Annotated in this window: 23 protein-coding genes; 13 read left to right on the top strand and 10 right to left on the bottom strand. The window is 63.6% G+C overall.

Annotated features, from left to right (window positions below; translation table 11 throughout):
* Window positions 1-845 (top strand): hypothetical protein (locus ACGYK7_RS16945; RefSeq protein ID WP_394403619.1); only part of this gene is annotated, 845 nt, incomplete at its 5' end.
* Window positions 846-1,068: 223 nt separating this feature from the next.
* On the opposite strand, the gene ACGYK7_RS16950 is transcribed toward ACGYK7_RS16945, so the two are convergent.
* Entirely contained in the window at window positions 1,069-1,644 is a 576-nt protein-coding gene (locus tag ACGYK7_RS16950; protein WP_394403620.1) for a hypothetical protein, read from the bottom strand.
* 93 nt (window positions 1,645-1,737) lie between these two features.
* Between ACGYK7_RS16950 and ACGYK7_RS16955 the strand changes: the two genes are divergently transcribed.
* Window positions 1,738-2,742: a hypothetical protein gene (locus ACGYK7_RS16955; RefSeq protein ID WP_394403621.1), complete on the top strand. Its 1,005-nt coding sequence runs from the start codon at window positions 1,738-1,740 to the stop codon at window positions 2,740-2,742.
* A gap of 76 nt (window positions 2,743-2,818) precedes the next feature.
* Window positions 2,819-4,111 carry an O-acetylhomoserine aminocarboxypropyltransferase/cysteine synthase family protein gene (locus tag ACGYK7_RS16960; RefSeq protein ID WP_394403622.1) on the top strand — a complete coding sequence of 431 codons (1,293 nt, stop codon included), beginning with the start codon at window positions 2,819-2,821 and terminating at the stop codon, window positions 4,109-4,111.
* A gap of 51 nt (window positions 4,112-4,162) precedes the next feature.
* Here ACGYK7_RS16960 and ACGYK7_RS16965 read toward each other — a convergent pair whose 3' ends face one another.
* A complete protein-coding gene (locus ACGYK7_RS16965) occupies window positions 4,163-4,864 on the bottom strand; it encodes an SIMPL domain-containing protein (RefSeq protein ID WP_394403623.1) in 702 nt (233 codons plus the stop codon).
* Window positions 4,865-5,015: 151 nt separating this feature from the next.
* On the opposite strand from ACGYK7_RS16965, the gene ACGYK7_RS16970 reads away from it, so the two are divergent.
* Window positions 5,016-7,829, top strand: a complete 2,814-nt coding sequence (locus tag ACGYK7_RS16970; protein ID WP_394403624.1) for a hypothetical protein — start codon at window positions 5,016-5,018, stop codon at window positions 7,827-7,829.
* A gap of 62 nt (window positions 7,830-7,891) precedes the next feature.
* Here ACGYK7_RS16970 and hppD read toward each other — a convergent pair whose 3' ends face one another.
* Complete coding sequence (gene hppD / locus ACGYK7_RS16975) at window positions 7,892-8,986, bottom strand: 4-hydroxyphenylpyruvate dioxygenase (RefSeq protein WP_394403625.1); 1,095 nt, start codon at window positions 8,984-8,986, stop codon at window positions 7,892-7,894.
* A 137-nt stretch (window positions 8,987-9,123) separates the two neighbouring features.
* On the opposite strand from hppD, the gene ACGYK7_RS16980 reads away from it, so the two are divergent.
* Both ACGYK7_RS16980 and ACGYK7_RS16985 read left to right on the top strand, forming a co-directional pair.
* Window positions 9,124-9,579: an Lrp/AsnC family transcriptional regulator gene (locus ACGYK7_RS16980; protein WP_394403638.1), complete on the top strand. Its 456-nt coding sequence runs from the start codon at window positions 9,124-9,126 to the stop codon at window positions 9,577-9,579.
* An 18-nt stretch (window positions 9,580-9,597) separates the two neighbouring features.
* Window positions 9,598-11,511 (top strand): monovalent cation:proton antiporter-2 (CPA2) family protein, encoded by a 1,914-nt coding sequence (locus ACGYK7_RS16985; protein ID WP_394403626.1) that lies wholly within the window; start codon window positions 9,598-9,600, stop codon window positions 11,509-11,511.
* A 43-nt stretch (window positions 11,512-11,554) separates the two neighbouring features.
* Here ACGYK7_RS16985 and cobT read toward each other — a convergent pair whose 3' ends face one another.
* Window positions 11,555-12,568: a nicotinate-nucleotide--dimethylbenzimidazole phosphoribosyltransferase gene (gene cobT / locus ACGYK7_RS16990; RefSeq protein WP_394403627.1), complete on the bottom strand. Its 1,014-nt coding sequence runs from the start codon at window positions 12,566-12,568 to the stop codon at window positions 11,555-11,557.
* Window positions 12,569-12,647: 79 nt separating this feature from the next.
* Here cobT and cobS point away from each other — a divergent pair, with 79 nt between their 5' ends.
* Window positions 12,648-13,454 carry an adenosylcobinamide-GDP ribazoletransferase gene (gene cobS / locus ACGYK7_RS16995; protein WP_394403628.1) on the top strand — a complete coding sequence of 269 codons (807 nt, stop codon included), beginning with the start codon at window positions 12,648-12,650 and terminating at the stop codon, window positions 13,452-13,454.
* 51 nt (window positions 13,455-13,505) lie between these two features.
* On the opposite strand, the gene ACGYK7_RS17000 is transcribed toward cobS, so the two are convergent.
* The 5 genes from ACGYK7_RS17000 to ACGYK7_RS17020 form a co-directional block, all read right to left on the bottom strand.
* Entirely contained in the window at window positions 13,506-14,018 is a 513-nt protein-coding gene (locus ACGYK7_RS17000; RefSeq protein ID WP_007120274.1) for a CarD family transcriptional regulator, read from the bottom strand.
* A gap of 313 nt (window positions 14,019-14,331) precedes the next feature.
* Window positions 14,332-14,667, bottom strand: coding sequence for a ferredoxin FdxA (gene fdxA / locus ACGYK7_RS17005; RefSeq protein WP_067262482.1), 336 nt, complete (start codon window positions 14,665-14,667; stop codon window positions 14,332-14,334).
* Between the two features lie 51 nt (window positions 14,668-14,718).
* Entirely contained in the window at window positions 14,719-15,102 is a 384-nt protein-coding gene (locus tag ACGYK7_RS17010; RefSeq protein ID WP_394403629.1) for an RNA-binding S4 domain-containing protein, read from the bottom strand.
* Window positions 15,103-18,087 (bottom strand): helicase-related protein, encoded by a 2,985-nt coding sequence (locus tag ACGYK7_RS17015; RefSeq protein ID WP_394403630.1) that lies wholly within the window; start codon window positions 18,085-18,087, stop codon window positions 15,103-15,105.
* Between the two features lie 15 nt (window positions 18,088-18,102).
* Entirely contained in the window at window positions 18,103-18,660 is a 558-nt protein-coding gene (locus ACGYK7_RS17020; RefSeq protein ID WP_394403631.1) for a hypothetical protein, read from the bottom strand.
* 74 nt (window positions 18,661-18,734) lie between these two features.
* Here ACGYK7_RS17020 and ACGYK7_RS17025 point away from each other — a divergent pair, with 74 nt between their 5' ends.
* From ACGYK7_RS17025 to ACGYK7_RS17050, 6 genes are read left to right on the top strand one after another with little or no spacing between them, the layout of a single operon-like run.
* The gene (locus ACGYK7_RS17025) at window positions 18,735-19,025 is read left to right on the top strand and encodes an SCP2 sterol-binding domain-containing protein (protein ID WP_067262473.1); all 291 of its coding nucleotides are present in this window, start codon (window positions 18,735-18,737) and stop codon (window positions 19,023-19,025) included.
* Entirely contained in the window at window positions 19,025-19,972 is a 948-nt protein-coding gene (locus tag ACGYK7_RS17030; protein WP_394403632.1) for an alpha/beta fold hydrolase, read from the top strand. The genes ACGYK7_RS17025 and ACGYK7_RS17030 overlap by 1 nt, the downstream gene beginning before the upstream one ends.
* 57 nt (window positions 19,973-20,029) lie before the next feature.
* Complete coding sequence (locus ACGYK7_RS17035; RefSeq protein WP_394403633.1) at window positions 20,030-21,034, top strand: ligase-associated DNA damage response exonuclease; 1,005 nt, start codon at window positions 20,030-20,032, stop codon at window positions 21,032-21,034.
* Window positions 21,031-22,629 carry an ATP-dependent DNA ligase gene (locus ACGYK7_RS17040; RefSeq protein WP_394403634.1) on the top strand — a complete coding sequence of 533 codons (1,599 nt, stop codon included), beginning with the start codon at window positions 21,031-21,033 and terminating at the stop codon, window positions 22,627-22,629. Before ACGYK7_RS17035 ends, ACGYK7_RS17040 begins: the two co-directional genes overlap by 4 nt.
* 56 nt (window positions 22,630-22,685) lie before the next feature.
* Window positions 22,686-24,506, top strand: a complete 1,821-nt coding sequence (locus ACGYK7_RS17045) for a M3 family oligoendopeptidase (protein ID WP_394403635.1) — start codon at window positions 22,686-22,688, stop codon at window positions 24,504-24,506.
* Window positions 24,506-24,748, top strand: coding sequence for a hypothetical protein (locus ACGYK7_RS17050; protein WP_394403636.1), 243 nt, complete (start codon window positions 24,506-24,508; stop codon window positions 24,746-24,748). Before ACGYK7_RS17045 ends, ACGYK7_RS17050 begins: the two co-directional genes overlap by 1 nt.
* A gap of 2 nt (window positions 24,749-24,750) precedes the next feature.
* Here the strand turns inward: ACGYK7_RS17050 and ACGYK7_RS17055 are convergent, their stop codons facing one another.
* The gene (locus ACGYK7_RS17055; protein WP_394403637.1) at window positions 24,751-25,020 is read right to left on the bottom strand and encodes a DksA/TraR family C4-type zinc finger protein; all 270 of its coding nucleotides are present in this window, start codon (window positions 25,018-25,020) and stop codon (window positions 24,751-24,753) included.
* Window positions 25,021-25,243 lie beyond the last annotated feature (223 nt).

Below are 25,243 nucleotides of genomic sequence, written 5' to 3' on the forward strand. Positions count from 1 at the left end.
CAATCCAGAACCCCCAACTATCAAAACCAAACCTGCAGACTCTCGTTATGAGTGAGGGACCAGTGGGGGGCAGGTCAATAGATGCTCCACCTTCCGAGAGGATAGGCATCCTCTTGAGCAACGGGGTTGCCGACGACGACTTATCCAAGTCATTAAGCAGCCCTTCTGTCCAAGAGCCTCAGGTGGTTTTCAATGCTGGGTCTGCTCCACCGTCCGCCCTCTATGCCCTGCAATTGCTCGTGGACAATCGAGAACCGATGCCGGTAGCCGATTGGGAAAGCACCATCCGCAACCGCTCTAGAGGCGACCTAAAGGCATTAGAACTAATCGACGTTCGGGACGGGCTCGTCGGCGTTACCTTTGATGGCCACATTAGTGCAGAGGCTGCATTGCGGTACGCAGCGGCCAAAACGCCTACTCTGGTGGCAACCAGAGAGATCCTGTTGAATGACCCTGAGGCTAGTGGCGAAGAGATAGCCTCAGAGATAGCCGAGAGGTTCGCCCGCAAGTACAACACCAAGAGCACGAGGCTGAGGGTAGGCAATGCCCTCCGTCGCTGGGCGGTTTGGTTGGAACCTCACCTCGTAGATCCACGCGGAGGAAATAGAGCCCAGAGGCTTGCCATCTCAGCACACGCAACCCAGCCCGGCGTTGGAGCGCCGAGTATGGCGGTTCCTGAGGTGCTTGACCGTGTTCAGCGAGTGCTCGACGATGGCCTACGCGGCGCGGCTGCAGCCGAAGCGGCGGGAATTCCACGCTCGACCTTGTATCACTGGGAGAGCAAGGGGCTAGTCAAAATCCCTAACAAACAAAGTCGGAAGCGCCGTAAGCCCAAAGGAGGGTAGCCGAGTACCTAAATTGACTGACTGCGGTTGATAGCGCCACCTAAGTGAGCCATTCTGGTGGGACAATTCTTAACTTGCCCAGCGCGTGACCTAAGTAGCTTTAGTGGTTTAGCGGATTGGTAGGCGATCCAGGGTCGCCCACCACTTTCTCCCCCCGCGATAATTCCTGTGCGCAGCCAAGAGCGTGCCCGTGGCGACCGAACAATGGCGCGTCCGATGGCTATCAAGGGAGCAAGACTTCGCTCCGCAAAAACCCCTCAAGCGCCATCTCCAAATCGTCGTAAACGAGCTGAACCCGAACCCTTTGAACCGATCCAAGGTCGAACGTGAGGTAAGGCTGCGGATCCCCCTCCAGAATCGCATTCGGCGTCGGCAATGAATCGTGGCAGGGCGGCATCGGCAAATTCCGCATCGATGCGTCGTTCACCGCGATTGCCATGGCGCTCAGCCCGCAGCGCCAGCTCCACAGATGGGTGACATAAAGGAAGTCTCGCCCATCATACTGCCGCAGGGCGATCCAATTGCCGCGGGTGGCGTTCAGAATCGGCCGCACCTCTGCAGCGGTGGTGAAACGGCCCGTAGGCGTCTGGTCTTCGGCAATCAATCCGGGGGGCACGGCACCCATGTAGAATGCAGGTGGCGGGGCCGCCGGTGCCGGGGGCGCTACCGGTCGCGCGGGGGCCGCGGGGCGTGGCGGCGCCTGCACCGTCATCGGCGCATCCAGTCGGCCAACCCCGTCAGATGGGCCAGAGGGGCCGCCCAGGCTGATCGCGATCACGGCGAAGACAAAATCGAACATCCCGAACCCCTTTCGCAGGCCGCTCTAATTGCTGGCTTTTGCCGAGAGAGTCCTGCCCCTATACTGGCCGAAAACCAAAGGCCGCAGCTCAGTATGACACGCAATTCGCGTACCCCGCAAATTTTCAACGTCGTCATCGTGGGCCAAGAGGGGCGGCTGGCCTATGAGGCGCTGCTCTTCGCCGCCTCCCTGCGCCATTCCTGCCCGGACTTTCAAGGCCGCCTGCTGATCGCCGAGCCGCAGCCCGGCCCGCTTTGGGACAGTGACCCGCGCATCACCGACAGCGCGCTGCGCGAGGCGCTGAGCGCGTTTGGGGCGGAGTTCGTCCCCTTCGAAAACCAACATTTCGGCAGCACCTATCCCAATGGCAATAAGATCGAGATGCTCAGCGCCCTGCCTGCGGGCGAACCCTTTGTTTTCTTTGACACCGATACGCTGATCACCGGCGATCTGGCGGCGGTGCCCTTCGACTTCGACCGCCCCTCGGCCTCTCTCAAACGCGAGGGCACATGGCCCGAGCCGCAGCTATACGGGCCGGGCTATAGCACATTATGGAAGTCTCTTTACGACAAGTTCGGCCTCGACTTCGCCAGCAGTCTCGACCTGAGCCAACCGGATGAATATTGGCGGCGTTATCTTTATTTTAACGCCGGGTACTTCTACTACCGCTGCCCGAAGGAATTCGGCGATCTCTTTCTGCGCTACGCGCTGGCGGTACGCGACGACCCTCCGGTCGCGCTTTGCGCGCAGAGCTTCGACCCTTGGCTCGACCAAATCGTGCTGCCTTTGGTGATCCACGCCCTTGGCGGCGGGCGAAACGCCCTGCCCGCTGGCCTGTTGGATGGTACGGTCTCCTGCCACTATCGCTTTCTGCCCCTGCTCTACGCCCGCGAGAGCGATCAGGCGATCGAGGTGCTGGAGATGATCACGGCCCCCAACCGGATGAAAAAGCTGCTCAAGCAGCGCGATGCGATCAAGCGGATGGTCTATCAGGGACGCGGGGCCAAGGTGCGCGCGCTTTTCGATCAAGACAACCTGCCGCGCCGCGAACAGGCGATCCGCAACCGGATCAAATCAAACGGTTTCTGGATGCGCTGAGCCCCGCCTGCCCCGTTGTCTGAAGAAATCTTTGCGCCTAGGCTGCGCGAGATCCATTTTCTGAGAGGACAGACCAATGGCCGACAGCCCCACCCCACGTTTCGACACGCTTCAAATTCACGCGGGCGCGAGCCCCGACCCGGCCACCGGCGCGCGGCAGACACCGATCTACCAGACCACGGCCTATGTCTTTCGCGATGCCGATCACGCGGCGGCTTTGTTTAACCTTCAGGAAGTCGGCTATATCTATTCGCGCCTGACCAACCCCACCAACGCGGTCCTGCAAGAGCGGATCGCCACGCTCGAAGGCGGTGTCGGGGCAGTCTGCTGCTCATCGGGCCATGCCGCGCAGATCATGGCGCTGTTCCCGCTGATGGGGCCGGGCAAGAATATCGTCGCCTCTACCCGTCTCTATGGCGGCACGGTCACGCAGTTCAGCCATACGATCAAACGCTTTGGCTGGTCCTGCAAATTCGTCGACTTCGACGATCCGCAAGCCGTGGCCGACGCCATCGACGACGACACCCGCGCGGTCTTTGGTGAGGCTATTGCAAACCCCGGCGGCTATATCATGGATGTGCGCGCCATTGCGGATGTGGCCGATGCGGCGGGCATTCCGCTGATCATCGACAACACCAGCGCCACCCCCTACCTCTGCCGCCCGATTGAGCATGGGGCGACGCTGGTGGTGCATTCCACCACCAAATACCTCACCGGCAATGGCACCGTCATGGGCGGCTGCGTGGTGGATTCAGGCAAGTTCGACTGGTCTGCCAATGACAAATTCCCCTCCCTTAGCCAGCCCGAGGAAGCCTATCACGGCATGAAGTTCCACGAGACCTTCGGCCCGATGGCCTTTACCTTCCATGGCATCGCCATCGGGCTGCGGGATCTGGGGATGACGATGAACCCGCAGGCGGCGCATTACACGCTGATGGGGATCGAAACCCTGTCGCTGCGCATGGAGCGGCATGTGCAGAACGCGGTTAAGGTGGCCGAATGGCTCGAACAGGACGGCCGGGTCGACTATGTGACCTACGCCGGGCTGAAATCCTCGCCCTATCACGAACGCATGCAAAAGGTTTGCCCCAAGGGCGCGGGCGGGCTTTTCACCTTTGCGGTCAAGGGCGGCTATGACGCCGGCGTGAAACTGGTCAACAGCCTTGAGATCTTTAGCCATGTGGCGAACTTGGGCGATACGCGCTCGCTGATCATTCACTCCGCCTCCACCACCCACCGCCAGCTGACGGCAGAGCAGCAGGAAGCGGCGGGAGCCGGTCCGGGCGTCGTGCGCATCTCCATCGGGACCGAGGATGCCGACGATCTGATCGCCGATCTGGATCAGGCGCTGGCCAAGGCGACCAGCTAAAACATCTCCCCCGCCGATCACCCCGGCGGGGGTTTGTCCCTCTGCGGTCGCTTACTGCCCCGGGGCAATCGCAAAGGTCATGGAAACCTGCACCTGCACCTCGACCTCACCTTCGGCCACGGCACTGTCCATCGCCATCCCCATACGGGCGGCTTCGAACATCTTGGGCTGCGCGTGCGAGTTTTCGGTCATGCGGATCAATGTGCCAAGCTTCACGCCTGCTGCCTCGGCCAATTGCCGCGCGCGTTCGGTGGCATCGGCAACGGCGGCTTTGCGCGCCTCGGCCAGCGTGTCTTTCGGGTCTTGCAGACCGAAGTCCAAGCCGTTGAAATCATTCGCACCCTCGTCAATCACCGCATCCATCATCGCGCCCAGACGGTCGAGATCGCGCACCTTGACGGTGACGGAGTTGCCCGCCTGATAGCCAGTGATCCGCGGCGGCTGGCCGTCCTCATGCGCGCGGTTGTCATGCACCGGGCGCAGGTAGAACCGGCTGGTCTGACGGTCCTTCGCCGCGACGCCCTGCGCGTCGAGCTCGGTCAGGATCGCGCTCACGGCGGCGTTCACCTTGTCCATCGCGGCCTTGGCGGTTTCGGCCTCTTCGGTCACGCCCAAAGTGATCGTCGCCATGTCGGGCGCGGCGGCGATGCTGCCTTGGCCGGTGACGATAATTCCCTCTTCCGGTCCCTGCTGGGCCGAGACCATTCCGGCCCCCGCCATCCACGCCAGCGCCACCCATTTCATCAGTCGCATGTTCGTTCCTTTCCGTGCATCAATGCCCCGCCATTTGCCCATCGTGAGCCGGCTCTGACAAGCACCTGCGCGGCGCGCACCCTTTCCTTGGGCGAACTCCTGCTCTATCCTTCGCGATGACTGCGGCGCGTCTGTAAGTGCGCCCGACCCCATGCTAAAGTCGACCGCGATGAAGCCGAATTTTACCCTCTCCCTGTCGTTCGACGGCATTCGTTTGCTCCACCGCACCTCGGGCGGATGGCAGCTTGTTGGTGAAGTGGCGCTCGACAGCGCCGATCTGGCGGCGGAACTGGCGGTCTTGCGCAAAACCGCCACGGCGTTGGAGCCGGGCGGGCTGCGCAGCCTGCTGTTGATCCCCGACGCGCAGATCAAATACCTCACCATCGACACGCCGGATATGGACCCCGCCGCCCGCCGTGCCGCAGCAACAGAGGCGCTGGAGGGAGCCACGCCCTATACGGTGTCCGATCTGGTGTTCGATGTGCATTCCGATGGCGGGCAAAGCCATGTTGCCGCCGTGGCGCGTGAGACGCTGGAGGAGGCCGAAGCCTTCGCCGTGGAGCACCGTTTCCACCCGGTTAGCTTTGCCGCCGCACCGGCCAGTGAGAGGTTCGGTGGCGCGCCGCATTTCGGCACAACGAAAGCCGCATCCGACCTGCTGGAACCCGGCGAAACCGTGGCGCCCGAAACGGCCCCCATCGCGGTTTCCGGCGTAATGAGCGCGCCTGAAGGCCCGGTCGTGGGCACGGAAGAGACGACCCCCGTGGCCGAGCCTGAGCTTGCCCCGGCCCCGGAAGAGACGCCGCCACCGGTTGAGGAAAACCTGCCGAAGTTGGGGCCGACCAAGGGTGCCTCAGAAACCTCCCCAGCGTTGGCGCCAACCCCCGAAGAGACACCACCGCCGCTGAACGAAGACCTGCCCGCCTTGGATGCGGTAGCGGAAGCGGAGGAGACGGCAGAGGCTGAACTGGTCCCCACTCCAGAGCAAACCCCACCGTCGCTGGCGGAAGACCTGCCCGCGCTGGAGACCCCCGCGCCAAGCGAGGAACCGGCAAAGACGGAGGCGGACGAGCCGCCCGCCCCCACGGGCAGCGTTGCGGCATCCGCAGCCCCCCTCGCGGCAGCAGCAGCGGCAAGCGCGCAGGCAGCACCGCGGCCCGCGCCTTCGCGCAAGGTCGATTTCTCCGCGCCGCCCTCCCGCAGCGCCCCTGCAGCCGGTTTTGCAAGCCGCCGTGGCGGGCCAGACAACGCGCCCAGCCTTGGCGGCGCGCGCCGGGAAGCCCCCCCGCCTCCGCCTGCCCCTGCCGCCCAAGCGGAACCGACGCCCGCGCCCGCCCCCAGCACGCCGTCCCTGCCCATCGGCGCACCTTCGCCCGCCGCGGCCCCGCTTGCGCCGCAGATGCCCGTCGAACCGGCCACCGCCGCCGCCGCGACAGAGGCCGCAGCCCCCCAGCCCGACAGCAGTTCGCTGACGCCCGAGGCGACCACCGCGACCGGCACCTTCCTCAGCCGCCGTAAAGCGAAAGCGCCGAAAGACCGCCGAGCCGCCCCCGCCCGCCCGGCGGCGGCCACCCCGGCATCAGAGGCCGAGCGGATGACCGTCTTTGGCGCGCGCCGCCGGAACGAAGTCGGCGGCAAGCCGCGCTTCCTCGGCCTGATCCTGACGGCGGCGCTTTTGGTCTTCTTGGCGGGGGTCGCGGCTTGGGCCTCGATCTTCCTCGACGAGGGCAGCGCGCTCTCGCGGCTCTTTGGCGACCGCAGCCCGCGCAGCACCGCCGAAGCCTTGGCCCCTGCGGAAACTCCTGAAATCGAGAATGACATCGCCGTGCTGCCCCCCGAACCGGCAGCGCCTGACGCCATCGAAACCGCCGCCTTGGACGCGGGTCTGACGGACGAAGACGGTGCCGTCCTCGACGCCCTGCGCGACCCCGAGCCGCGCCCCCTGTCTGAGATGACCGAGGCCGAGATCGACGCCAAATATGCCACCACCGGCATCTGGGCCCGCGCACCCGATGTGCCCCCCGCCCCGGCGGCGGCGATTGATATCGACGATCTCTACCTCACCAGCATCGACCCGATCAGCAGCACGACAGATGCCGTGGCCCTGCCGCCGGTCAGCGGCTTTGGCACCGACAGCGCCCCCGGCGCGGTCAGCTCTCCGGCGGCGGCGGGCACGCGCTTTGCGCTGGACGCGCGCGGCTTGGTCAAACCCACGGCTCAGGGGGCGCTCAGCCCCGATGGCCATCTGGTCTACCTCGGTCGCCCCGCCGTTCAGCCCCCCGCCACGCTGACCCGACCTGACGCCGAACCGGCTGAGCCTGAGGTCGACAGCGCTTTGGTCGAGGCCCGCCCCCGTCCGCGCCCCGACGATTTGGCAGAGACAACCGAACGCGCGCAGCTTGGCGGGCTGACACGTTCAGAATTGGCCGATCTGCGCCCGGAACTGCGGCCCAAATCCGTTCAGGAAGTTGCGGAGGAGGCGCTTGCTGCCGCCGCCACCCCTGAACCCGAGGTTGCTCCCATCGACACCAGTGGCGCGGTCGCCGCTGCCCTCGCCGCGCCGCCAGCGATCCAGAACGCGACGAAACAGGCCACCACCCAGTCGCGCCGCCCCGATACGCGCCCGCGCAATTTCGACCGGATCGTGAAACGCGCCGCCCGCAGTGCCGCGCCTGCGCAGGTGGCGAGCGTCGCGCCAAAGGCGGTGCAGCCGCGTTTTCCATCAAAGACCTCCGTGGCGAAACAGGCCACGGTGAAGAATGCGATTAATCTGCGCGACGTCAATCTGATCGGCGTCTATGGCAAGCCCTCGAACCGCCGTGCTCTGGTTCGGCTCAGCAATGGGCGGTATCAAAAGGTTGAAGTGGGTGACCGGATCGATGGGGGCCGCGTCTCTGCGATTGGCGACAGCGAGTTGCGCTATGTCCGCCGGGGCCGCAATGTCGTGCTGAAGATGCCGAACTAGGTCTCACCACAAAAAAGGGACGCCGCAGCGCCCCTTTCCCCCTCCCCCGGATGTTATATTGATCAGCTGGTCTCAAGCTCACCATTGTCGATCTGTTCCTGCTCGATCGATTCGAAAAGCGCCTTGAAGTTACCTTCACCGAAACCGTCGTCCCCCTTGCGTTCGATGAACTCAAAGAAGATCGGCCCGATCACGGTTTTCGAGAAAATCTGCAATAGAATCCGCGTCTCGCCCCCGTCAACGACGCCTTCGCCGTCGATCAGGATGCCGTGTTTTTGCATCCGGTCCAGCGGCTCCTCGTGGCCGGTCACCCGTTCTTTCGACATCTTGTAGTAGGTCTCGGGCGGCCCAGGCATGAACTTCAGCCCATTGTCGGCAATCGCATCGGTCGCGTCGTAGATGTTGCGCGCACCAACCGCGATATGCTGGATGCCCTCGCCGTTGTATTTCTTGAGATAGGCCACGATCTGCCCCGTCTCGCCCCGGTCCTCGTTGATCGGGATACGGATGCGGCCGCAGGGCGAAGTCAGCGCGCGGCTGGTAAGGCCGGTGTATTTACCTTCAATGTCGAAGAAACGGATCTCGCGGAAGTTGAACAGGTCGCCGTAGAACTTGAACCAAACGTCCATATTGCCCTTGTGCACATTGTGCGTCAGGTGGTCGAGGTAGTAGAACCCCACGCCCTCGGGTTTCGATTTGGCGATCCAGTCGTATTCCCAATTGTAGGGCGAGGTGTCGTAATACTGGTCGACGAAATAGATCAGCGAACCGCCGATGCCCATGATCGCGGGCACGTCGAGCACCTTGCCATCGCCCTTGTATTCCTCGGCACCATTGGCCACCGCGTGCGCCAGCGCCCTTTGCGCATCCACGACGCGCCAGCCCATCGACGGTGCGCAGGGGCCGTGCTCTTCGACGAAGCGCGCGGCAAAGCTTTCGGGGTCGTGGTTCAGGACGTAGGTGATGTCGCCCTGCTGCCAAAGCTCGATCTTCTTGGTCTTGTGGTTGGCGACATGGGCATAGCCCATCTTGGTGAAAACATCGCGCAGCGCCTGCGGGTCGGGGCTGGCAAATTCGACAAACTCGAAACCATCGGTGCCGGCGGGGTTCTCTGCCGTGATCTGCGATTTCGGGGCGTCATGCGGGAAAGGGCCCATGTCAGTCTCCTCTGCTTTTGGATTTGTCGTATTCTACGCGCCGCTCCCCGCGTAAGTTGCGCATACTAAAGCATTCAACTGGTCAATATCGCGCAACTACCGCATACTACACCCACACCATGCGGAGATCGCGCATCATGCTCGATGAGATCGACAGGCGGCTGCTAACGGCGCTGCAAAAGAACGCCCACCTCACGGCGCAGGAGTTGGGCCAAAAGCTGAACCTTTCCCCCAGCCAAGCCGGGCGCAGGCGTCAGCGGTTGGAGGCGGAGGGCTACATTCGCGGCTATCACGCGCGGCTTGATCCGGTGCGGATGGGGCTGAACGTGCAGGGTTTCGTGCAGGTCCATCTGGGCACCCACGGGCCGGAACATTCGGCAAGCTTTGCCCGGCTCATGGCCACCCGTCCCGAGATTGTGAGCGCATGGACGATGACGGGGGATGCGGACTACCTCCTGAGGGTCTATTGTGACGATCTGCCGAGCCTCAACAGGCTCATCCACGACGTTCTTCTGCCCCATCAGGCCGTGAGCCGGGTGCATAGCCAGATTGTCATGGATCAACTGAAACAGGACGGGCCGCTGCCCACCTGACGCTGAAAGAGGACCGCAATGGAAGGTTTCCTGTTCCAAGCCTCCGTCTATCTGGCCGCCGCGGTGATCGCCGTGCCAATCGCCGCGCGATTGGGGCTGGGGTCGGTGCTGGGCTATCTGGCGGCGGGTATTCTGATCGGGCCGGTGCTGGGCCTCGTCGGGTCCGAGACGAAAGACGTGCAGCATTTCGCGGAATTCGGCGTTGTGATGATGCTCTTCCTGATCGGTTTGGAGTTGGAGCCGCGCGCGCTCTGGGACATGCGCCACCGTCTGCTGGGCTTGGGCGGCTTGCAGGTGCTGCTGTCGACGGCGGCGCTCATGGCCATTGCCATGGCTTACGACCAGCCGTGGCGCGTGGCGCTGGCAATCGGGCTGACGCTGGCGCTGTCTTCGACAGCCATCGTGTTGCAGACCCTCTCGGAAAAGGGGCTGATGAGAACCCAAGGGGGGCGCTCCGTCTTCTCTGTTCTGCTGACCCAAGATATCGCGGTGATCCCCATCCTCGCCTTTCTGCCGCTGCTGGCCACGGGCATTCCGGGCGGGCTTTTGCCCGATGGGTCGATCTCGCTCGACCCGGAGGCGGTGGAGAATGCACATCGTGGGGCCGAGGGCAGCCACGCGGGCGACGTCGCCCATACCGCACAGACCTTCGTGCAAAGCCTGCCGGGCTGGGGCGTTACGCTGGTCACCATCGGCGCGGTCGCCGCGATCATCCTTGTGGGCATTTACCTGACCCGCCCGGTGTTCCGCTACATCCACCTCGCCAAACTGCGCGAGATGTATACCGCGCTGGCACTGCTGATCGTGGTGGGGATCTCTTCGCTGATGACCGTGGTCGGCCTGTCGCCCGCGCTCGGCGCATTTCTGGCGGGCGTGGTATTGGCCAGCAGCGAGTTCCGCCATGAGTTGGAAACCGACCTCGAACCCTTCAAGGGGCTGCTTTTGGGGCTGTTTTTCATCACCGTGGGCGCGGGCATCAACTTTGTCCTGCTGTTCGAAAAACCACTGATCCTGATCTGCATGGCGCTTTTGGTCATCATCGTCAAAGCGCTGATCCTGATGGTGTTGGGGCGTCTCTTTCGCCTCAAGGGCCGCGACGGTTGGCTTTTCACGCTGGCGCTGGCGCAGGCGGGCGAATTTGGCTTCGTGCTGGTCAGCTTTTCCCTTGCCACCGGCGTCATGCCCGACCCGATTGGCGAGACGCTTTTGCTGGTCGTGGCCCTAACCATGCTGATAACGCCGCTGCTTTTCATCCTGCACGACCTGATCAGCCGACGCCTTGACGACGGCGGCCCCGTCATCGCCGATGAGATCGACAGCAGCGGCCCGGTGATTATCGCGGGTGTCGGGCGTTTTGGCCAGATGGTGAACCGGATGGTCCAAGCCAGCGGCTTTCAAACCGTCGTGCTGGACCACAACCCCGAAACCATTGCCGTCATGCGGCGCTTCGGCTTCAAAGGGTTTCTAGGCGATCCCACGCGGCCCGACATCCTGCGCAAGGCGGGGCTGCAAGAGGCCAGCGTCTTGGTGGTGGCCCTTGATGATCCGAAATCCGCGGTCTCTTTGATCTCTTACGCGCGCAAAGAGAACCCGAACCTGCATATCGTCAGCCGCGCGCGCGACCGCGAGGAAGTCTACCGCCACTATCAAGCCGGGTCGAATGACATTGTGCGCGAAATGTTCGACAGCTCCCTCCGCGCCGGGCGCTATGTCTTGGAAAACATGGGACTTTCGGATTTCGAGGCGAATGAGGCGCAAAAGCTCTTCTACGCCCACGACCGGGTCTCGGTCCGCGAATTGGCGGCGCTTTGGCGGCCCGATGTGCCGCCTTCGCAGAACGCCGCCTATGTGGCCCGCGCCAAGGAATTGCAAAAGGAGTTGGAGACCGCCTTTCTCAACCTTGGCGAAGACAGGGGCAAGGAAAGCGCCTGAACCGGGCCGCCCCCTTCTTTTTTTGGGGGCCGCCCGCAACGCCCTATGCGTCGCTGACGCCCGCTTCGGCGAAGGTGGCCATGCCCGCATGACAGGCAAGCGCGGTCTTGAGGATGCCAATCGCCAAGCCTGCGCCAGAGCCTTCCCCCAGACGCAGGTTCAACTCCAGCAGCGGCTCCTTGTCCAACGCGCCCAAGAGCCGTCGGTGCCCGCTTTCCGCGCTGAGGTGCCCCGCGACACAGTGATCCAGCGCACCGGGAGCGGTCCGCGCGAGGCTGAGCGCGGCGGCACAACAGATGAAACCGTCGAGGATCACCGGGATGCGCAAGCCCCGCGCCCGCGCCAAAGCACCGGCCATCGCGGCCAGTTCCCGGCCCCCGAGGCGGCGCAGGGCTTCTAGCCCATCGCCCTTGTCAGCGTGCAGGGCGACACCCTCGGCCACGACTTCGGTTTTCAGCGACAGGCCCGCGTCATCCACCCCGGTGCCGCGCCCGGTCCAGAACTCCGCCCCGCCGCCCAGAAGCGCCGTGGCAAGTGCTGCCGCCGAGGTGGTGTTGGCGATGCCCATCTCGCCGACCACGAGCAGGTCGGCTTCGACGTTCACCGCCTCCCAACCCGTCCGCAGGGCGTCGACGAATTCGTCTTCCTCCATCGCGGGCGCGACGGTGAAATCCTGGGTCGGCTTGTCCAAGGACAGCGGCACCACGTCGAGGCTGGCCCCATTGACCCGCGCGATTTGGTTGATCGCCGCCCCGCCGTGCTGAAAATTCGCCACCATCTGCGCTGTCACCTCTGCCGGAAACGCCGAGACACCCCGCGCGGCGATCCCGTGGTTGCCTGCAAACACGATGATCTGGGGCGCGGCGATCTCGGCGCGCGCGCCGCCCCGCCAACCGCGATACCAGACCGCGAGGTCTTCCAACCGGCCAAGCGCGCCGGGGGGTTTGGTGAGGATGGCGTCATGGTCCCGCGCCTCTGCCATCGCCGCGTCGTCGCAGGCGGGCATCGCACGCAGCAGGCTGCGAAATTCGGTAAGACTGGCGAAAGACGTGTTCATACGCGGCCCTTTGCGGATTGATATTCAATCGTTTCTAGCCTTAGCCTGTCGGCGCTGAAAGTGCCGAAGGGGCGAAATTATGGCCATTCCCGACATCGCCGCCCTGAGGCAGGCCATCCGCCCCCGCGACATCGCCGTGGCCTTTGCCCTGCTGACCCGCCTGCCCCTGCCGCATTTCCATTTCCCGACTGAGGCGCACCGCCCCCCGGCCCGCAGCGCTTGGGCCTATCCGTTAGTCGGGATCGGGTTGGCGCTGATTGCCGGGACCGTCGGTGTGGCGCTGACACGCATGGGGGCGACGCCTCCGCTGGTGGCCGCCTTCGTACTGCTGACGCTGGTGATGCTGAGCGGGGCGATGCACGAAGACGGCCTTGCCGATTGCGCCGATGGCTTCTGGGGCGGCTGGACCCGCGAGAAACGTCTGAAAATCATGAAAGACAGTGTGATCGGCACCTATGGCGTCTTGGCGCTGGTGCTGTCGCTTTTGCTGCGTTGGTATCTCATCAGCGAATTGATCACGGACGAGGCGCTGATCTGGGCGCTGGTCGTCGCCTCCTGCGCATCGCGGGCGGCGATGGTCTGGGTGATGGACAGCCTGCCCCCCGCGCGCCGCGACGGGCTGTCTGACCGCACAGGCCGCCCCGGCGAATCGGCGACGGCGGTGGCGGTGCTGATCGGGGTGGTGGTGATCGTTCTGGCGCCGGGTTATTCCGCATGGCGCTTGGCGCTTTTGGGCCTGTTTGCGGCGCTGGTGGTCCGCCAGATCGCCAAACGCAAGATCGGTGGGCAGACCGGCGATGTCTTGGGCGCGACCCAACAGGTGACCGAAATCGCCCTGCTGACCGGCTGCCAGATGATGGCCTATGGCTGGCAGGCCATTCCATAAAAAAACCGCGCCCCCGGAAGGGACGCGGCCTTATCCTAAATTGTGCACCGCTTAAGCGGCCACACGGCTTTCCAGCACGTCGCCGACCTGCTTTGCGGCGGCGAGTTCATCGCCGCCCGACACAGCGGCCACTTCACGGGTCAGGCGCTCAAGTGCTGCTTCGTAAAGCTGACGCTCGGAATAGCTCTGCTCGCGCTGGTCGTCGGTGCGGTGCAGGTCGCGCACGACCTCAGCAATGGCAATCAGATCGCCGGAGTTGATCTTTTGCTCATACTCCTGCGCGCGGCGGGACCACATGGCGCGCTTGACCTTGGCCTTGCCCTTGAGCGTCTTCATCGCGTGGTTAATCACATCGGGCGTCGACAGGGCGCGCATGCCGATCTCGGTCGCCTTATGGGTCGGCACCCGCAGGGTCATCTTGTCTTTTTCAAAGGAAATCACGAAGAGCTCCAGCGCGATGCCGGCAACTTCCTGCTCCTCAATCGAGACGATCTGCCCGACGCCATGCGCAGGGTAGACGACGAATTCATTGGGGCGGAAATCAAGCTTTTTCGATTTGGTCATATAGATCGCTCCTTGGCGCGCGGGGGAAGCCCCGCCATTAACTCGGACACCTGAACAGCACGTAAAACGCATGCGAAGCGCAGCCTGAGCGGTCTGCGTTCGGGTGCGTATGAGTTAGAAATGTGAGGTCAACCTTGGCAGCAGGGTCGAAACATTATCAGGCTCGTGTGTTACAGCTTGAAGACATCATAGCACAGAATCACGCCTTTCGGAAGCGCCCCCAAGCCGCCCTCGGCGGTTTCCCGGTCAATTCAGCGGGTTAACACACATACTTGAGGTCAGAAGGGCGCACCAAAAGGCGAATCGCCGTGCCTTAGCCACCCTCGCCCGGTTTTTCCGAGAAGAGTTCCATCTTACCCTCTTTGCCATCCATCTCTTCCGCTTCGGGAAGCGGGTCTTTCTTGGTGATGATGACGGGCCAAAGTTCGGAATACTTGCGGTTGAACTCCACCCATTTCTCCATATCCGGCTCGGTATCCGGGCGGATTGCATCGGCGGGGCATTCAGGTTCACAGACACCGCAGTCGATACATTCATCGGGGTGGATCACCAGCATGTTCTCGCCTTCATAGAAGCAGTCCACCGGGCACACTTCGACGCAGTCGGTGTATTTGCAAGCGATGCAGGCGTCATTCACGATATAGGTCATGCGGAAACTCTGGCTGGGTATCTGGAGGACTAGCTAAACCGGGGCGCGGGATCATTCAAGGTGGCGCGCCTTAGAAAGATCAAGCTGCCTGCGGTCACGCTTGGTCGGGCGGCCCTTTCCCTCGAAACCGGGATTTTCGGGCTGTCTGTCCTTTGATTTGGGCTGTGGCGGGGACAGATCGGTGTAGAGCGTCTGCGCTTCGGGGGCCGGGCCACGCCGCTGGCCGATCGCCTCGATGCGGATCACCCGCACCTGGTCGCCTTGGGAAAAGGTCAGAACATCGCCGGGGCCGACATTGCTGGCGCGTTTCTGCGTCGGCGTGCCGTTGATCCGAACCGCGCCGCCCGCCACCTGCGCGGCAGCGAGCGACCGGGTTTTGAAAAAGCGGGCGTGCCACAGCCATTTGTCCAGCCGCAGTTTCGCGCCCGTCTCCACTTACTTGTCGTCCTTCAGCCCCATCAGCGCGGCGGCAAAGGGGTTGTCAGGGTCGATCTGCTTTTCCTTGCGCGGCGGCCGGGCAGAGAAGTTCTGCGACTTGCCGCCTTTGTCACCGCCGGGCTTGCGCCCCTTGCCCTTGGCAGGTTTGCCACGCGGCTTGCCCTGCCCTTGGTTGCGATCCCCGCCACGACGGTTGCCACCGCCATTGCCGCGCGGGCTGCGCGCCCATGTGAAGATGTAATAGGTCTCCATCTCAGGCCCGGCGACATCGGCGTCGGGGGCGGTGCCCTGCGGGATTTCTTCCGCCGGCACTTCGGGAATGTTGTTGTCGACCTCGGGGTCTTCGGCGGCCACATCGGCGATGGGGGCGATGCCATCGTCGGGTAGCTGCGCCACATCCGCGGGGCGGTCGTCTGGGTTTGTCTCATCCGAAGGGGTTTCGATGATACCGCCTGCAGGTTCCTCAGCGGCGACATCCATGATCGGCTTGTCGGCTGCATCGTCCCCGGGCAGATCGCTGTCGAGTTTCTCGGGCACCACGGTATCGGCAGAGGGGTCCATCGCGTCATGGCTGCCGTCTTTGGGCATCACCACATCGACGGGTTTCACTTTGGTCCGCTCATCCTTCTCGGCCTTGTAGCCCAGACCTTCCATCAAGTCGGCGAATTGCTCCAGCGTCATGCCGGTGATCGAAAGCATGTCAGGCTTGGCCTCGAACCCGCCGCGCGAATCTTCGGCACGCAGCATGTCGGCAAGACGTTCCAGCATGTCGATGCGGATCGCGCGCCTGCCTGCGTTGCGGTAGCCCGACATGGTGTCGGCCCCGGCGGGCGCTTCGGCTTCGACCGGGATGGTCACCAGACCGGGAGGAGGGGATTCAGGGAATTCGTTCAACCCTTTGGACAGAGACCAGAGCACCAAACGCAAACGGGTCGGCGCGGGTTTGAGCATCAGGGGCATGAAAATGGTGAACTGGCCAAAACGAATGCCGTGTTTGCGCAGCGCACCGCGGGCGTCTTGATCCAGCGCCTTTACATCCTCGGCGACTTGGGCGCGGGGCAGAATGCCGAAATTCTCAACCAGTTGGAAAGCAAAGCCGCGGGCCAGACCGGTCAGCGTGTCATCCTTGCTCAGCCCCAGCAGCGGCTCGAACAGGGCCGCGACCTTGCGGTCGATGAAGTGCTGAAGGCGGCGTTCCACCTTTTCGGCCACTTCAGGACCGGCGATATCGTCGACGAAAACCTCGACCTGCGGCTTCAGCGCGTCGCTGCCAGCGGTCAGTTTGCCCACCGCAGCGCTGCCCCACATGAGGCCGCCCTGCTCGGTGAAATCAATCTCGGTGTCCGGGGCGTTGTAGAACCGGTCGGCGCGCAGATGGAACTGCGGAGCCAAGGCCTGCAATGCGGCGGTTTTCACCGTCTTGTCTTCAGCCGCACCCGCGCCCTTGTCCACCCGAAAGCGGAACCCGTCCAGCTTGCCTACAAATTCACCTTCAACGGTGACTTCACCGGTCTCGTTTACATCGGCCACCATGGCTTCCTTCTGTCCAAGCCGGCGCAGCAATACACTCGTGCGCCGATCTACAAATCTTTGCGTCAAACGTTCGTGCAGAGCGTCCGACAAGCGGTCTTCTACGACACGCGTCGTGTCGCGCCAATGGCTTTCGTCCTTTGTCCAGCCCTTGCGCTGCGCAACGTAGGTCCATGTGCGGATAAACGCGAGTCGTTTGGACAACGCATCAATGTCGCCATCGGTTCGATCAATTCGTTTGATTTTTCGTGCGAGCCAATCGTCGGGGATATATCCGCGCTGGTGCAGATCGTTGAAAATGGTTTCGAGCAGACCGGCATGTTCCGCATGGCTGATGCCGCGGAAATCAGGAATGCGGCAGACATCCCAAAGAAGCCGCACCGAGGCGCCATCCGTGGCCCGGGCAAACACCTCATCCACTTGCGCCAGTGCCTTGAGCGCGCGCAGGTCGTCGGATTCCCGCGCCCTGACCAGCCGCTCGTCTTCGGGCGGCATTTCAAGTGTTTTGATCAGACGATCGATACTCCCGAATTGCAAAGCGTGGTTGCGCCAGTTGATCTTGTTCTGCGGGGTGAAGTTGTGATCCATGATCGCGCGGGCAACGTGATCGTCCAGCGCAGGCGCGTCCCCGGTGGTGCCAAAAGTGCCGGATTTGAACCCGCGCCCTGCCCGCCCCGCGATCTGCGCCAGTTCATTCGGGGCCAAGGGCCGCATCCGCCGACCGTCAAACTTACTGAGCGCCGAGAAGGCCACATGATCAACGTCGAGGTTCAGCCCCATGCCGATGGCATCGGTCGCAACCAGATAGTCGACCTCTCCGTTCTGATACATCGCCACCTGCGCATTGCGCGTGCGCGGAGAGAGTGCGCCCATCACCACCGCCGCCCCGCCCTTTTGGCGGCGGATCAGCTCGGCAATGGCATATACATTCTCAACCGAAAAGCCGACAATTGCGCTGCGCGGCTTCATTCTGCTTATCTTTTTCTGACCTGCATAGATCAATTCGCTCATCCGGTCGCGGCGCATGAAATCGACCCCCGGCACCAGCGCCGCGATGGTGCCGCGCATGGTGTCGGCCCCCATGAACAGCGTCTCATGCAGGCCGCGCGCGCGCAGCAGACGGTCGGTAAAGACATGGCCACGCTCGGGATCGGCGCAAAGCTGGATCTCATCAATGGCCACGAAGTCCGCGCCCATCTCCTGCGGCATCGCCTCGACAGTGCACACCCAATACTGCGTGCGCGGCGGCACGATCCGCTCTTCGCCCGTGAGCAACGCGACCACCGAGGGGCCGCGCGCCTTGACGATCCGGTCATAGACCTCGCGCGCCAAAAGCCGCAGCGGCAGGCCGATCACCCCGGTCCGATGGGCCAGCATCCGTTCGATTGCATAGGTCGTCTTGCCGGTGTTTGTCGGGCCGAGAACGGCCACGACGCGCTTGTTGCCTGCCACCTGTCTATCCTTGAATTAAAGCTCGCGCCCGATGCCGTCCCGGCGCAGCCCCTCAAGGGCCGCGCGGGCGTCTTCGTGATGCGGGTTGAGGGCGAGCGTCTTGCGGTAAAGTGCGGCCGCGCGGCCCAGATCTCCGAACTCCTGTATCATCACAGCAAGTCCAAAGATCGCGTTGTAATTGTCGGGGTTCAGCGCCAGCGTCCGCTCCAGATCATCCAGCGCGGGACCATAGAGATCGGCCCCGTAATAGGCCTGCGCCCGGGCATGGAACCCTTCGGCGAAACCGGGGGCGTGATCGGTCAGCGCGGTCAGATGCTCGATCGCCAAACGCGCATCGCCACGCGCCATCGCCTCCCGCCCCCGCGACAGCAGCAAATCCATCGCAGCCGAACCGGAGCGCTGCCAATGCGCTTCGATCTCATGGGCAATTCTGGGAGCCTCCTCCGCCGGGGCCTCGCGCAGCTTTTGCATCAGCTCGGGCGGGGCCATTTCGGCCACGGCCATGCCCGCAAGCAACACAAAGCTACCAACTGCCGCAACGGTATGTTTGAGGTTGACGGGTATGATGCGCATAACAAAACTGAATGTAACAGGCTGCCGCCGCAATTCCAGACGTAGCGGGGCCAAATGCCAAAAAAGGGCGAGCGATGAGCGATATTGTGAACGAAGCGGTTGTAGTGCTGAACGAAAAGCTGGCCGGCAGCGATTTTGACGGCACGGCCAAGTTCGACATCGAAGGCGAAGGCACCGTGATGATGGACGAAAACGGCGCCCGCGCGGCGGACGAAGAGGCCGACGTGACGCTGAGCGCGGATGCCGAAACCTTCCAGTCCATCCTCGAAGGCGACACCAACCCCACATCTGCATTCATGACCGGCAAGCTCAAGATCGACGGCGACATGGGCATGGCGATGAAGCTCGCCGCTGTTCTCGGCTGATGCATCTGGACCCGGCCCCGCTTTACACCGATATCGCCCCCGGCCCCGATGGGGGCCAAGCCCATTGGGCCGAGACATCGGATGGCAAGCGGATCAGGCTGGGTCATTGGCCCTGTGCGGGCGCGCGGGGCACGGTGCTGCTCTTTCCCGGGCGGACCGAATACATCGAAAAATACGGGCTTTGCGCCGCCGATTTTGCGCGGCGCGGCCTTACCACCATGGCGATCGACTGGCGCGGTCAGGGACTGTCGGATCGGCTTTTGCCGGATGCGCGCGTCGGCCATGTGGATGTGTTCAGCGACTATCAGAAAGACGTCGCCGCCCTGCTGCGCGCCGCGCGCAGCCTGAACCTGCCGCGTCCCTATTTCCTGCTGGCCCATTCCATGGGCGGCTGTATCGGTCTGCGTGCCGTGATGGAGGGGCTGCCGGTGCAGGCGGTTGCCTTCACCGGCCCGATGTGGGGCATCTATGTCGTCCCGCATCTGCGCGCGCTGGCGTGGTCCTTGGCGCAGTTCATGCCCCGCGTCGGACAGGGCCACCGCTTGCCGCCCGGCACCAAGATCGAAGCCTACCCCGCCATCGCCCCTTTCGAAGACAATCTGCTGACCACCGATCCGCAGATGTACGCGATGATGCGCGATCAACTGGTCGCTCATCCCGAGCTGAGCCTCGGCGGGCCAAGTTTCGTCTGGCTGCGTGAGGCACTGGCCGAGACCAAACATCTCGCCGGACGCTCGGCGCCCAACATTCCCTGCGCCACCTTTCTTGGCAGCAACGAGCGCATCGTCGCCACCGATCGGGTGCACAAGCGCATGGCGCAGTGGAAAGGCGGGCGGCTTGAGATCGTACCGGGCGGCGAGCATGAGGTTTTGTTGGAGAGGCCAGAGCTGCGCAAGCCGATCTTCGACGGGCTGGAAAAGCTCTATCTGGGCAATATCACCGGTTAACCCCTCGCCCGCGTCATTTTCCTGTGCAATCGGCCCGCGCCGCCTAGATTGCTTGGCATGACACGCGAACCCGTCCTCAGCTTCACCGAAAACGGCATCTATTGCGCCGCCGGTGACTTCTACATCGACCCCTGGCGCCCCGTCGACCGGGCGCTGATCACCCACGGCCACGCCGACCACGCCCGCGACGGCATGGGCAGCTATCTGGCCACCCATGCCGCGCTCCCCGTAATGCGCCATCGGTTGGGCGAGATCGCCATCGAGGGCATCGCCTATGGCGAGAAGCGGCAAATCGGCGGGGCCACGGTCTCCTTCCACCCTGCGGGCCATGTGCCCGGCAGCGCGCAGATCCGGGTCGAGGTCGGCGGCGAGGTCTGGGTCGCCTCGGGCGATTACAAGGTGATCGACGATGGCATGTCCGAGCCGTTCGAGCCGGTCAAATGCCATCATTTCATCACCGAGAGCACCTTTGGCCTGCCGGTTTTCCGCTGGGCGCCGCAAGCCGAGGTCGCGGGCCATATTAACGACTGGTGGGCGGGCTGCGCGGCGGCGGGCAAAACCGCCTTCCTCGGCGCCTATTCGCTGGGCAAGGCGCAGCGGCTGCTGTCGATGCTCGACCCCGAGATCGGCCCGATCCTGACCCACACGGCGGTGGAGAACACCAACGATGTGCTGCGCGGCCAAGGCATCACCCTGCCCGAGACCATGCTGATCACGCCCGATCTTAATCCCAAGGAGCACCCCGGGGCGCTGGTGCTGGCGCCGCCCTCGGCCCTTGGCAGCCAATGGGCGCGGCGGTTCGGCGCGCAGGAGAGCGCCTTCGCCTCGGGCTGGATGGCGCTGCGCGGGGTGCGCAGGCGGCGTGCGGGCGACCGGGGCTTTGTCATCTCGGACCATGCCGACTGGCACGGGCTGCTTTGGGCGATCCGCGAGACGGGCGCGGAAAACATATATGTCACGCATGGTTACACGGACATCTTCACGCGCTACCTGAACGATCAGGGCTGGCAGGCCGAAGTCGTGCCGACCCAGTTTGAGGGCGACGGAGGCGACAACGAATGAAGGATTTTGCCGCCCTGTTCAACGCCGTCGACCAGACCACCAAGACCACGGTGAAAGTGGCCGCGCTGGCCGAGTATTTCACTACGGCCGCCGAAGATGACCGTCTCTGGACCGTCGCGCTTTTCTCAGGCCGCCGCCAGAAACGCGCGGTCACGACTACCCGCTTGCGCGAATGGGCCTCGGAAGCCTCCGGCGTGCCGCTCTGGCTCTTCGAGGACAGCTACGCCATCGTCGGCGATCTGGCCGAGACCATCGCGCTGGTCCTGCCGCCGGTGGAGAGCGACGACACCGGCACGCTCACCTCTTGGATCAACGCGCTGCGCGGGCTGAAGGAGCTCGACGATGCGGCGCGCAAGGAATTTGTCCTTTCGGCCTGGCAACAACTCGGCGGCACCGAACGGTTCCTCTTCAACAAGCTGATCACCGGCGGCTTTCGCATCGGCGTGAGCCAGAAGCTGATGACCCGGGCGCTGTCGCGCGCCACCGACCGGCCCGAGCCGGAGATGGCGCACCGCCTGATGGGCAACTGGCACCCCGACGACGTGACTTGGCACAGTTTGATCGAGGCCGAGGACGCCAGCGCCGACGCCTCGCGCCCCTACCCCTTCTACCTCGCCTATGCGCTGGAGGACGGACCGGAGGCTCTGGGCGATCCCGCCGACTGGCGCGCGGAATGGAAATGGGACGGCATCCGCGGCCAGCTCATCCTGCGCGACGGCGATTATTTCGTCTGGTCGCGCGGCGAGGAGCTGATGACCGACCGCTTCCCCGAACTGGCCCGCGCCGCCGATCACCTGCCGCCGGGCACCGTGCTCGACGGCGAGTTGCTGGTCTGGCAGCCGGGGGCAAAGTTTCCGTCGTCCTTCAACGCGCTGCAAGCCCGCATCGGGCGCAAGACCGTGCCGAAGAAGCTGCTGAAGGAGGCGCCGGTCGTGCTGCACGCCTACGATCTGCTGGAATGGCAGGGCGTGGACATCCGCGACCGCCCCTTCGCCGAGCGTCGCGCTCTGCTGGAGAAGGCCGCCGCCGACCTGCCCGCCGACGCGCCCGTCCGCCTCTCGCCGCAGCACCGGTTCACCGACTGGGACCAGCTCGCTACCTTGCGCGAAACCGCGCGCGAGGCGCAGGCCGAAGGGCTGATGCTGAAACGCGCCGACAGCCCGTACCTTTCGGGCCGCAAGAAGGGCGATTGGTGGAAATGGAAGCTCGACCCGCTGACCATCGACGCGGTGATGATTTACGCGCAATCGGGCTCGGGCCGCCGTGCGAACCTGTTTACCGACTTCACCTTCGCGGTCTGGAACGGCAACGATCTGGTGCCCTTCACCAAGGCCTATTCCGGCCTCACCGATGCCGAGTTCCGCCAGATCACCGCATGGGTGCGCCGCAACACGCAGCAGCGCTTCGGCCCCGTGCGGCAGGTCACCCCGCACCATGTCTTCGAGATCGCCTTCGAGGGCATCCAGCCCAGCCCGCGCCACAATTCCGGCGTCGCCCTGCGGTTTCCGCGCATGCTGCGGTGGCGCAAGGACAAGCCGCTGCAAGAGGCCAACACCCTCGACGATCTGAAAGAAATGCTGCGCATCTACGGATAGGTTGTTCCGGCCCGCCCGGAGGCATAGATGTGACGAAACGCAAATGAGGTACACCGATGTTTCAGCTTCCCTTCCCGCTTCACGATGCCAACGCCAGCGCCGGGGGCAAAGACCTTGGCGATCTGCCGGAATGGGATCTGAGCGATCTCTACACCAGTGAGGACGCACCCGAATTGAAACGCGATCTCGACTGGCTAGAGGAATCCTGCGCGCGTTTCGCCGCCGACTACGAAGGCAATCTGGCCGCATTGGACGCCGAAGGGCTGCTCGACTGTGTGCTGCGCAATGAAAAGATCAATCAGGTCGCCGGGCGCATCATGTCCTACGCGGGGCTGCGCTACTACCAGCAGACGACGGACTCGGGCCGGGCCAAATTCATGTCCGACTGCCAAGAGAAAATCACCGATTACACCACGCCGCTGGTCTTCTTCACGCTCGAATTGAACAAGCTGCCGGACGATCACCTCGCCAAACTGCTGGACGAAAACCCCGACCTTGCCCGCTACAAGCCGGTCTTCGACCGCATTCGCGCCATGAAGCCCTACCAGTTGTCCGACGAGATGGAGAAGTTCCTGCACGACCTCGGCGTCGTCGGCGACGCATGGGAGCGGATGTTCGACGAGACCATCGCGGGGCTGGAGTTCGAGGTCGACGGCGAGACGCTGAACATCGAAGGCACGCTGAACCTGCTGACCGACCCCGACCGCGCCAAGCGCGAGGCGGGTGCGCGGGAACTGGCCAATGTGCTGGGCCGCAACATCCGCACCTTCGCTCGCGTCCACAACACGCAAGTCAAGGAGAAAGAGGTTATCGACCGCTGGCGCGGCATGGAAACGCCGCAGACCGGGCGCCACCTTAGCAACCACGTCGAGCCCGAGGTCGTGGAGGCGCTGCGCAACGCCGTGGTCGAAGCCTACCCGAAGCTGAGCCACCGCTACTATGAGCTCAAGCGCAAGTGGCTGGGCCTTGACGTCATGCAGGTCTGGGACCGCAACGCGCCCCTGCCGATGGAAGACCCCAAGGTGGTGAACTGGGCGCAGGCCGAAGCGACCGTGATGGAGGCCTACACCGCCTTCGACCCGCGCATGGGCGAACTGGCCAAGCCGTTCTTCACCAAGGGCTGGATCGACGCGGGCGTGAAACCGGGCAAGGCGCCGGGCGCCTTCGCGCATCCCACCGTGACGGACGTGCATCCTTACGTGATGCTGAACTACCTCGGAAAACCGCGCGACGTGATGACGCTGGCGCATGAGTTGGGCCACGGCGTGCACCAGGTGCTGGCCGCCGATCAGGGCGAGATGCTCTCCTCGACCCCGCTCACCCTAGCCGAGACCGCCTCGGTCTTCGGCGAGATGCTCACCTTCCGCAAGATGCTCGATAAGGCGCAGACCCAGACCGAGCGCAAGGTGCTGCTGGCGGGCAAGGTCGAGGACATGATCAACACGGTCGTGCGCCAGATCGCCTTTTACGATTTCGAATGCAAGCTGCACGAAGCGCGCCGTGGCGGGGAGTTGACGCCCGACGACATCAACGCGCTGTGGATGAGTGTGCAGGCCGAGAGCCTCGGGCCGGCCTTCGAATACATGGAAGGTTACGAGACCTTCTGGGCCTATATCCCACATTTCGTGCATTCGCCCTTCTACGTCTATGCCTATGCATTCGGCGACGGTCTGGTGAACGCGCTCTATGCAGTCTACGCCGAGGGCAAAGAGGGCTTTGAAGAGAAGTATTTCGACATGCTGAAGGCGGGCGGATCGAAGCACCACAAAGACCTCCTCGCCCCCTTCGGCCTTGATGCAAGCGACCCGGCTTTCTGGGACAAGGGCCTGTCGATGATCTCGGCCATGATCGACGAATTGGAAGCGATGGAAGACTGATGTCCCGCGCCGAGCGCATGAAAGAAAGGTTCGCACCCTTCTTTGTCTGGATTCGGCGGCGGGTGCCGCCCGGATTAAGATTTGCGCTCGGCCTGCTGCTGATTTGCGGCGGCATCCTTGGGTTTTTGCCGATCCTCGGCTTCTGGATGCTGCCGCTTGGTTTCATGGTGGCGGCGATGGATGTGCGGCTCTATCGGCGCTGGCGCTCCCTTCGCCGCAGGCGGCGGGCGCAACGGATCTGAGATCACTTCAACTGGCTGTCTTTCGAGCCCCGCCGATTGATCCCTCCGCGCATCTGCGTCTGCCCGTCTCGGTCCCGCACGCAGTCGATGCAGAGTTTGACACCCGGCAGGGCCATGCGCCGCGCCTCCGGGATCGGCTCATCGCATTCCGCGCAATGGCTGCGGCTCTCGCCCACCGGCGCGCGGCGGGCTTTTAGCCGGGCCAATTCATCGGAGATAGAAGCTTCGATCTGCTCGCTCACCGCGCCATCGCGCGTCCAACCACCTGCCATGTTGCGCCCTCCTCATGCGGTTCACGTCATAGATATGGGGCGCAGCGGCAGCATGTCACGGCCTTACGCGGGGATATGGCACCCGTCCCACGGGTCATGAGATGGGGCCGCGCAGATAAAAAAACACCCCCAAAAGGGGGTGCAGTTGCTAGGCTCAGGACTCATAGCCAGTAGATGACAGTGGCGGCGAGAGCGATGGCTGAGAGGAAGACCTTTGGGCATC

It is taken from the genome of Sulfitobacter sp. 1A15299, from assembly GCF_043556915.1.
Lineage (GTDB): Bacteria > Pseudomonadota > Alphaproteobacteria > Rhodobacterales > Rhodobacteraceae > Sulfitobacter.

Coding starts and splice junctions, on each gene's coding strand:
- ACGYK7_RS17020 (WP_394403631.1), bottom strand. CDS start 18,660: ATGCGCATCATACCCGTCAACCTCAAACATACCGTTGCGGCAGTTGGT.
- cobS (WP_394403628.1), top strand. CDS start 12,648: ATGGCCATTCCCGACATCGCCGCCCTGAGGCAGGCCATCCGCCCCCGC.
- ACGYK7_RS17035 (WP_394403633.1), top strand. CDS start 20,030: ATGACACGCGAACCCGTCCTCAGCTTCACCGAAAACGGCATCTATTGC.
- ACGYK7_RS17030 (WP_394403632.1), top strand. CDS start 19,025: ATGCATCTGGACCCGGCCCCGCTTTACACCGATATCGCCCCCGGCCCC.
- ACGYK7_RS17000 (WP_007120274.1), bottom strand. CDS start 14,018: ATGACCAAATCGAAAAAGCTTGATTTCCGCCCCAATGAATTCGTCGTC.
- hppD (WP_394403625.1), bottom strand. CDS start 8,986: ATGGGCCCTTTCCCGCATGACGCCCCGAAATCGCAGATCACGGCAGAG.
- ACGYK7_RS17045 (WP_394403635.1), top strand. CDS start 22,686: ATGTTTCAGCTTCCCTTCCCGCTTCACGATGCCAACGCCAGCGCCGGG.
- ACGYK7_RS17055 (WP_394403637.1), bottom strand. CDS start 25,020: ATGGCAGGTGGTTGGACGCGCGATGGCGCGGTGAGCGAGCAGATCGAA.
- ACGYK7_RS16970 (WP_394403624.1), top strand. CDS start 5,016: ATGCTAAAGTCGACCGCGATGAAGCCGAATTTTACCCTCTCCCTGTCG.
- ACGYK7_RS17025 (WP_067262473.1), top strand. CDS start 18,735: ATGAGCGATATTGTGAACGAAGCGGTTGTAGTGCTGAACGAAAAGCTG.
- ACGYK7_RS17050 (WP_394403636.1), top strand. CDS start 24,506: ATGTCCCGCGCCGAGCGCATGAAAGAAAGGTTCGCACCCTTCTTTGTC.
- ACGYK7_RS16985 (WP_394403626.1), top strand. CDS start 9,598: ATGGAAGGTTTCCTGTTCCAAGCCTCCGTCTATCTGGCCGCCGCGGTG.
- ACGYK7_RS16950 (WP_394403620.1), bottom strand. CDS start 1,644: ATGTTCGATTTTGTCTTCGCCGTGATCGCGATCAGCCTGGGCGGCCCC.
- ACGYK7_RS16980 (WP_394403638.1), top strand. CDS start 9,124: ATGCTCGATGAGATCGACAGGCGGCTGCTAACGGCGCTGCAAAAGAAC.
- ACGYK7_RS16960 (WP_394403622.1), top strand. CDS start 2,819: ATGGCCGACAGCCCCACCCCACGTTTCGACACGCTTCAAATTCACGCG.
- ACGYK7_RS16965 (WP_394403623.1), bottom strand. CDS start 4,864: ATGCGACTGATGAAATGGGTGGCGCTGGCGTGGATGGCGGGGGCCGGA.
- ACGYK7_RS17040 (WP_394403634.1), top strand. CDS start 21,031: ATGAAGGATTTTGCCGCCCTGTTCAACGCCGTCGACCAGACCACCAAG.
- fdxA (WP_067262482.1), bottom strand. CDS start 14,667: ATGACCTATATCGTGAATGACGCCTGCATCGCTTGCAAATACACCGAC.
- cobT (WP_394403627.1), bottom strand. CDS start 12,568: ATGAACACGTCTTTCGCCAGTCTTACCGAATTTCGCAGCCTGCTGCGT.
- ACGYK7_RS16955 (WP_394403621.1), top strand. CDS start 1,738: ATGACACGCAATTCGCGTACCCCGCAAATTTTCAACGTCGTCATCGTG.